Origin of the sequence: Pseudonocardia lacus (assembly GCF_018531445.1) — a bacterium.
Classification (GTDB): Bacteria; Actinomycetota; Actinomycetes; order Mycobacteriales; family Pseudonocardiaceae; genus Pseudonocardia; species Pseudonocardia lacus.
Genome location: NZ_JAHDTH010000008.1, coordinates 21,405 through 27,974, shown reverse-complemented (window position 1 = coordinate 27,974; position 6,570 = coordinate 21,405). Strand labels below are relative to the sequence as shown.

Annotated in this window: 6 protein-coding genes; 4 read left to right on the top strand and 2 right to left on the bottom strand. The window is 74.8% G+C overall.

The annotated features are described in order from the left end of the window. Window positions 1–751: 751 nt before the first annotated feature. On the top strand, window positions 752–2,617 hold the full coding sequence (locus KIK08_RS03565; RefSeq protein ID WP_214401515.1) for an ABC transporter ATP-binding protein: 1,866 nt from the start codon (window positions 752–754) through the stop codon (window positions 2,615–2,617). Window positions 2,618–2,629: 12 nt separating this feature from the next. After that, a complete protein-coding gene (locus KIK08_RS03560) occupies window positions 2,630–3,406 on the top strand; it encodes an enoyl-CoA hydratase-related protein (RefSeq protein WP_214401514.1) in 777 nt (258 codons plus the stop codon). A 93-nt stretch (window positions 3,407–3,499) separates the two neighbouring features. Here the strand turns inward: KIK08_RS03560 and KIK08_RS03555 are convergent, their stop codons facing one another. Further along, the gene (locus tag KIK08_RS03555) at window positions 3,500–4,090 is read right to left on the bottom strand and encodes a TIGR03086 family metal-binding protein (RefSeq protein ID WP_250556220.1); all 591 of its coding nucleotides are present in this window, start codon (window positions 4,088–4,090) and stop codon (window positions 3,500–3,502) included. Between the two features lie 77 nt (window positions 4,091–4,167). Here KIK08_RS03555 and KIK08_RS03550 point away from each other — a divergent pair, with 77 nt between their 5' ends. Continuing rightward, entirely contained in the window at window positions 4,168–5,031 is an 864-nt protein-coding gene (locus KIK08_RS03550) for an NAD-dependent protein deacetylase (protein WP_408004634.1), read from the top strand. 13 nt (window positions 5,032–5,044) lie between these two features. Here KIK08_RS03550 and KIK08_RS03545 read toward each other — a convergent pair whose 3' ends face one another. After that, the gene (locus tag KIK08_RS03545) at window positions 5,045–5,380 is read right to left on the bottom strand and encodes a hypothetical protein (protein ID WP_214401512.1); all 336 of its coding nucleotides are present in this window, start codon (window positions 5,378–5,380) and stop codon (window positions 5,045–5,047) included. Window positions 5,381–5,492: 112 nt separating this feature from the next. On the opposite strand from KIK08_RS03545, the gene KIK08_RS03540 reads away from it, so the two are divergent. Continuing rightward, the gene (locus tag KIK08_RS03540) at window positions 5,493–6,458 is read left to right on the top strand and encodes a zinc-binding dehydrogenase (RefSeq protein WP_214401511.1); all 966 of its coding nucleotides are present in this window, start codon (window positions 5,493–5,495) and stop codon (window positions 6,456–6,458) included. Window positions 6,459–6,570: the final 112 nt, after the last annotated feature.

The following is a 6,570-nucleotide window of genomic DNA, read 5'->3' as shown; positions in this document are numbered from 1 at the left end:
CCGCCCCGCGGGGGGCGCGCCGCTCCGGGGGCGGGCTGGGCCCCGCCCCCCGGGGGGCGCCCACGACCCACCCTCGGCTGCGAGGAGGCCGAATCCCATGATCGACTCGGCTGAGAGGGCCACCCACCGCACCCCATGCCACCCGCGGACCGGACATCCCCGCCAACCCCGCCACCCCATGCGCCACCGGCCTACTCCTCGCCGAGTTGGGGGACATCAGCCGCACCAGCGCGGCGAATGTCCCCCAACCCGCGAGTAACCCCCACCGAACGCGAGCCCGGGGCCTCCCCCCAAGCCCCCTGCCGTCACGTCGGCGCGCGCAGCGCCAGCACATCCGGCGGGGCCCCGCACCAGGAAAGGCCAACCGCACCCGTGCATGCCAAGCGTGCGGGGCCCCGGCGGATGTGCTGCCCTCCGGGGCCGACGGGACGGCAGGGGGCGACCCCCTGCTCGATCCGAGGTCGCCCGCCGCGAAGGCGCCGCCGGAGCCCCCGCAAACCCGAAGGCCCGCAAACCCGAAGGCCCGCAAACCCGAAGGCCCGCAAGCCGGGGGCCGCAAAGCCCCGGAAGCCGCAAAGCCCCGGAGGCCCCGGAAGCCGCCGAGAGCCGCCAAAGTTCCCGGTCCGACCCACCTCCCCGAACCCACCCGATCGGGAACCATGGACGGTCGGAGACCGAGGGGCGGGGGCTCGTGGGCGGACGTTCGGAGCAGTCGGCACCACTCATCGGCGTTGAGGACCTGAGCACCCCGTTGTGGGTCGAGAGCTACCACACCACCGCCCGCACCGGCATCCGGACCGTGGCCCGCGCGGCGCCCCGCACGGTCGCGCTCGCGGTGCGCTGGGCGTGGGAGGCGTCGCCGCGGCTCACCCTGCTGGCCGGGGTGGTGCAGTTGCTGGCGGGGGCGGCGACGGCGTTCGGGTTGTTCGCCACAGCCGATGTGTTCACCCGGCTGCTGGCCGAGGGGCCGACGCCGGACCGGGTGGTCGCGACGTTGCCGGCGCTGGCGCTGGTGGTCGCGGCGGGGGCGGGGCGCGGGCTGCTCGACGCGGCCGTCGCGTACGTGCAGGGCCGGTTGGTGCCGCTGGTCGAGCAGCGGGCCCAGGACCGGCTGCACGCCGCCGTGCTCGACGTCGAACTGGTGGCCTTCGACGACGCCGACTTCACCGAGCTGGTCGACCGGGCCAGCTCGGAGGGGCCGACGCGGGTGCGCACGACGGTCGTCGACACCGGCGACCTGCTCGCGGCGGCGGTGTCGATGGCCGCCGCCGTCATCACCGCGGGGGTGCTGCACCCGCTGCTGGCTCCCGTCGTGATGGTCTCGGCGCTGCCGCAGGGTTGGGCGTCGGTGCGCTCGGCCCGGTTGATGTTCGACTCGTGGGTGCGGATGATCTCCCGGCGGCGCCGGATCAACGTCACCAGCACGCTGATCACCGGGCGGGAGCAGGCGGCGGAGGTCCGGGCGTTCACGGCGAGGGCGATGCTGCTCGGGGAGCACCGGCGCATCGCCGACGAGATCACCGCGGAGTCGGTGCGGCTGGAGCGCGACAAGACGGTCGTGCAGCTGGTGGGGCGGACGCTGTCGGGTGTCGGTTCGGCCGGCGCGTACGCGGTGCTGGCCGTGCTGCTGTACACCTCGGTGTTGCCGCTCGCGTTGGCCGGGGCGGCGGCCGTGGCCATGCGCACGGCAGCGCAGTCGGTCGTGCGGGCCATCTACGAGGTCAACCGGCTCTACGAGGGCACGTTCCACCTGGACCTGTACCGCAAGTGCCTCGACCAGGCCCGCGCGCTGCGCCGCCGCCCGCCCACCCGGCGGCTGGCCGGCCCGCCCGAGCGCATCGAGCTGCGCGGCGTCCGGTTCGCCTACCCGGGCCAGGACGAGCCCGCCGTCGACGGCATCGACCTGGTCGTGCGCCGCGGCGAGGTGATCGCGCTGGTCGGCGAGAACGGGTCCGGCAAGACCACCCTGGCCAAGCTCGTCACCGGGCTGTACCTGCCCGGCGAGGGCAGCGTCACCTGGGACGGCGTGGAGACCGCCGACGTCGACGCCGACGAGCTGCTGGACCGGGTCGCCGTGGTGCTGCAGGAGCCGATGCGCTGGCCGATGAGCGCGCGCAACAACGTCCGCGTCGGCCGGCTGGACCGCCCCGACCCGGACGACGAGTTGCTGCACGACGCGGCCCGCGGCTCGGGCACCGACACCGTCGTCGACGGGCTGCCCGACGGCTGGTCGACGGTGCTGTCGCGGGAGTTCCAGGGCGGGCGCGACCTGTCCGGCGGGCAGTGGCAGCGGATCGCGGTGGCCCGCGGGCTGTACCGCGACGCCCCGCTGGTGATCGCCGACGAGCCCACCGCGGCGCTGGACGCCCGCGCCGAGCACGCCGTGTTCGGGACGCTGCGCAGGCGCAGCGGTGGCGGCTCCGATCGGATCACCCTGCTCGTCACCCACCGGCTGGCCAACGTGCGGTTCGCCGACCAGATCCTGGTGCTCGAGCAGGGCAAGCTGGTCGAGCACGGCCGCCACGACGAGCTGATGGCGCTCGGGGGCACCTACCACGAGCTGTTCTCGCTCCAGGCGCGCGCGTACGCGGCGGGGCCGGGCACACCCGATCCGTGATACGCACTGACGATGGCAGACGAGCTGGTGCACCTCGACGTCGAGCGGGGCGCGGCCACCATCACCCTGGACTCCCCGGCCAACCGCAACGCGCTGTCCGCGCGGCTGCGCCGCGAGCTGCTGGCCGCGCTGGACGCCGCGATCGCCGACCCGGCGGCGCGGGTGATCGTGCTGACCCACACCGGTCCGGTGTTCTGCGCCGGGATGGACCTCAAGGAGACCCGCGGGGCGAACGCCGACGACCAGGGGATCATGGAGTTCCCGGCGATCCTGGACCGGATCTGGACGTCCCCGACCCCGGTGCTGGCCCGGCTCGCCGGACCGGCCAGGGCGGGCGGGGTGGGGATGGTCGCCGCCTGCGACGTCGCGGTCGCCGCCGACTCGACGACCTACGCCTTCTCCGAGGTCCGCATCGGCGTCGTGCCGGCGGTCATCTCGGTGACGGTGCTCCCCCGGCTGGCCACCCGCGCCGCGCACGAGCTGTTCCTGACCGGGGAGACGTTCGACGCCGACCGGGCCGTCCGGATCGGGCTGCTCACCTCGGCCGTCCCGGCCGCCGACCTGGACGCCGAGGTAGACCGCTACGTCGGGATGCTGCGGCTGGGCGCGCCCGGGGCGCTGGCCGCGACCAAGCAGCTGCTGCTCGACTCGCCCACCGGCTCGATGGCGGAGCGGTTCGCCGCGATGCAGCGGCTGTCGGCCGGCTTCTTCGCCGGGGAGGAGGGCCAGGAGGGCATGCGCGCGTTCGCCGAGAAGCGCCCGCCGTCCTGGGCCGCCCCGACGTCCTGAGCGCTCGCCCCCGGTTCAGGAAAGCCACGATGCTGCCCGCAGAGGGCAGCATCGTGGCTTTCCTGAACTCCGGGCGGGGCGACACGACGGGGATCAGGGCGTCCAGGCGGGGTCGCGACCGGCGGCGCCGAGGGCGCGGTCGAGCGCGGGTGCGTCGGCGGGCACGGTGACCTCGGGGGCGAACCAGCCGCCGTCCCGGCCCATCGGCGCGATCGCGTTCACCCCCTCCAGCACGGCCTCGCCCAGCGGCGCCCCGACCTCGACGCGCTCCCCGGTGGCCGCGGCGACGTCCCAGCCGTGGACGACGAACTCGGCGATCATCATCGAGCCCACCGCGGCGGCCGGCATGGCCCCGCCGCCGAAGGTGGTCTCGCCGTCCCAGGCGGCCGGGTCGGCCCAGGCCCGCTTGGTCGCCTCGCCCTGCGCCGCCGCCTTGTCCGCCCACTGGTCCTCGGGCACGTCGACGAGGTATGGGGCGCGGTCGTTGCCCGACCAGCCCTCCTCCCAGTCCTTGCGCAGGGCGGCGTACTCGGCGAGCAGCAGCCCGAACGCGAGGTGGCTCACCACCTGGCCGACGGTGTACTCGGAGCAGGGGCTCGGGTCGTCGAAGCGGGCGGGGTCGGCGCCGCGGATCGCCGCGACGGCGACGTCGATGCTCCGCGACATGGTGTCTGCGTGATCCATGCCCCGACCCTGCCGCGGTCCGGTGGTGGGCGATTGTAGGAACGCGACATCGTCCGCGCCGCCGTAGCCTGGACGCCGTGCATGTGCTGGACGGCGCGGTCGAACGCGCGCTCGACCTGCTGGCCGGTCGGTCGCTGGTCGCTCTCACCGGGGCCGGTCTGTCCACCGATTCCGGCATCCCCGACTACCGCGGCCCCGGTTCCCCGAACCGCACCCCGATGACGTTCCAGGAGTTCCGCTCCGGCGCCGACGCGCGCCGCCGCTACTGGGCCCGCAGCCACGTCGGCTGGACGCGGATGGCGCGGGCCGCGCCCAACGCGGGCCACCGCGCGCTGGCCGCGCTGGAGCGCTCCGGGCCGCTGCGCGGGCTGATCACGCAGAACGTCGACGGGCTGCACACCGACGCGGGCAGCCGCGAGGTGATCGACCTGCACGGCCGGGTCGCCGACGTCGTCTGCCTCGACTGCGACCGGCGCACCCCGCGCGCCGACCTGGCCGCCCGGCTGACCGCGCTCAACCCGGGCTTCGTCGAGGCGGTCGGGCCGGCCGCGGAGCGCCCGGACGGCGACGCCGAGCTCGACCAGGTCGTCGTCGACGGGTTCCGGCTGGCCGACTGCACCGGCTGCGGGGGCCCGCTCAAGCCCGACGTCGTCTTCTTCGGCGAGAACGTGCCGCGCGAGCGCGTCGCCCGCGCCTACAGGATGGTCGACGCGCTGCGGCCGGTGGGCGGGGCGCTGCTGGTCGCGGGCTCGTCGTTGACGGTGATGTCGGGGCTGCGGTTCGTCAAGCACGCGCACAAGCACGGTGTCCCGGTGGTGATCGTCAACCGCGGCGCCACCCGGGGCGACGCGCTGGCCGACGTCCTGGTCGGCAGCGGCTGCTCGGAGGTGCTCTCGACGTTGGCCGCCGAGGCGGCGGGGGCCGGGAGGGCCGCCGGCTGAGGCCGACGGCCGGTCAGGTCCGGTCGTCGGAGCGGGAGGAGCGGTCGGGCACGGTGTCGGGCACGGTGTCGGGCACGGTGTCCGACACTTCGGGGGCTTCGGCAGGCAGGTCGTGCAGGCCGTCCGCCGGGGCGGACACCGCGGCCGCCGGCTCGGTGGGGATCTCCCGCGTCGGGCGGCGGGCCTGCACCGCGCCGAGCGCCCGTTCCACACCGCGGTCGATGCCCGCCGCGGCCAGCCAGCAGCCCGGAAGCAGGACCAGCACGGCCAGCAGCACCTGGAGCGGGAAGGGCAGCTGGGTGAGCCACAGCTCGACCCCGTCCCACCAGTCCAGGAGATCCCGCAGCACGCCATCACCCTAGCCAGTGGGGTGGCGGCGCCCGGGCGCGGCGGCCCCGTCGGGGGTGGGCGCGACGACATCGCCGCGACGCGGGGCGCGGATCGAGCTAGGTTCGGTTCCCATGTTCGCCGTCTACGCAGCCGAGCCCAACGCCGACGCTCCGCTCGACTCGCTCACCGTGGGCGAGCGGCCCGAACCCGAGGTCCCCGAGGGCTGGGTCGCGGTCACGGTGGGCGCGGCCAGCCTCAACATGCACGACCTGTGGACGCTGCGGGGGGTCGGCATCAAGCCCGACCAGTTCCCGATGATCCTGGGCTGCGACGGCGCCGGGAAGCTCGCCGACGGCACCGACGTCGTGCTGCACTCGGTGATCCCCAGCCCGGGCTGGCAGGGCGACGAGACGCTCGACCCGAAGCGCACCCTGCTCACCGAGAAGCACCAGGGCACGTTCGCCGAGACCGTGGTCGTCCCGAAGCGCAACGCGGTCCCGCTGCCGGCCGGGCTGACCCCCACCCAGGCCGCGGTGATGGGCACGGCGTGGCTGACGGCGTACCGGATGCTGTTCGTGAAGTCGGGCCTGCGCCCCGGCCAGACGATGCTCGTGCAGGGCGCGTCCGGCGGGGTGTCGACGGCGCTGGTCCAGCTGGGGCGGGCGGCCGGGATGCGGGTGTGGGTGACGGGGCGCAGCGACGAGAAGCGCGCACTGGCCGAAAAGCTGGGGGCGCACGCCACCTTCCCGAGCGGTGAGCGGCTGCCCGAGCGCGTCGACGCGGTCTTCGAGACCGTGGGCGAGGCCACCTGGTCGCACTCGATGCGGGCTCTCCGTCCGGGTGGGGTGATCGTCGTCTCCGGGTCGACGAGCGGCCCCAACCCGGGCGCCGACCTGCAGCGGCTGTTCTTCCTGCAGCTCAGCGTCATCGGGTCCACCATGGGCACCCGCGACGAGTTGGCCGACCTGCTGGCCTTCGTGGCCGGCGCCGGGATCAGCCCGGAGATCGGCCTGGAACTGCCGATGGAGCAGGCCGAAGAGGGCTTCCGGGCCATGCTCGACGGCGAGACGGCGGGCAAGATTGTGTTCACCCGCTGACGCACCGTTAGACCGTTCACCCCAAAGGTATCCCTCGGAGGCGGACACACCTTGCGCCCAACACGTACAGTCGGTAACCGTGCCCGAACCACCAAGTAGAAGGGCGCCGGGC

What these genes read in the sequence shown, in the direction of transcription:
- KIK08_RS03560 (WP_214401514.1), top strand. Translation starts at nt 2,630, where the DNA reads ATGGCAGACGAGCTGGTGCACCTCGACGTCGAGCGGGGCGCGGCCACC.
- KIK08_RS03555 (WP_250556220.1), bottom strand. Translation starts at nt 4,090, where the DNA reads ATGGATCACGCAGACACCATGTCGCGGAGCATCGACGTCGCCGTCGCG.
- KIK08_RS03540 (WP_214401511.1), top strand. Translation starts at nt 5,493, where the DNA reads ATGTTCGCCGTCTACGCAGCCGAGCCCAACGCCGACGCTCCGCTCGAC.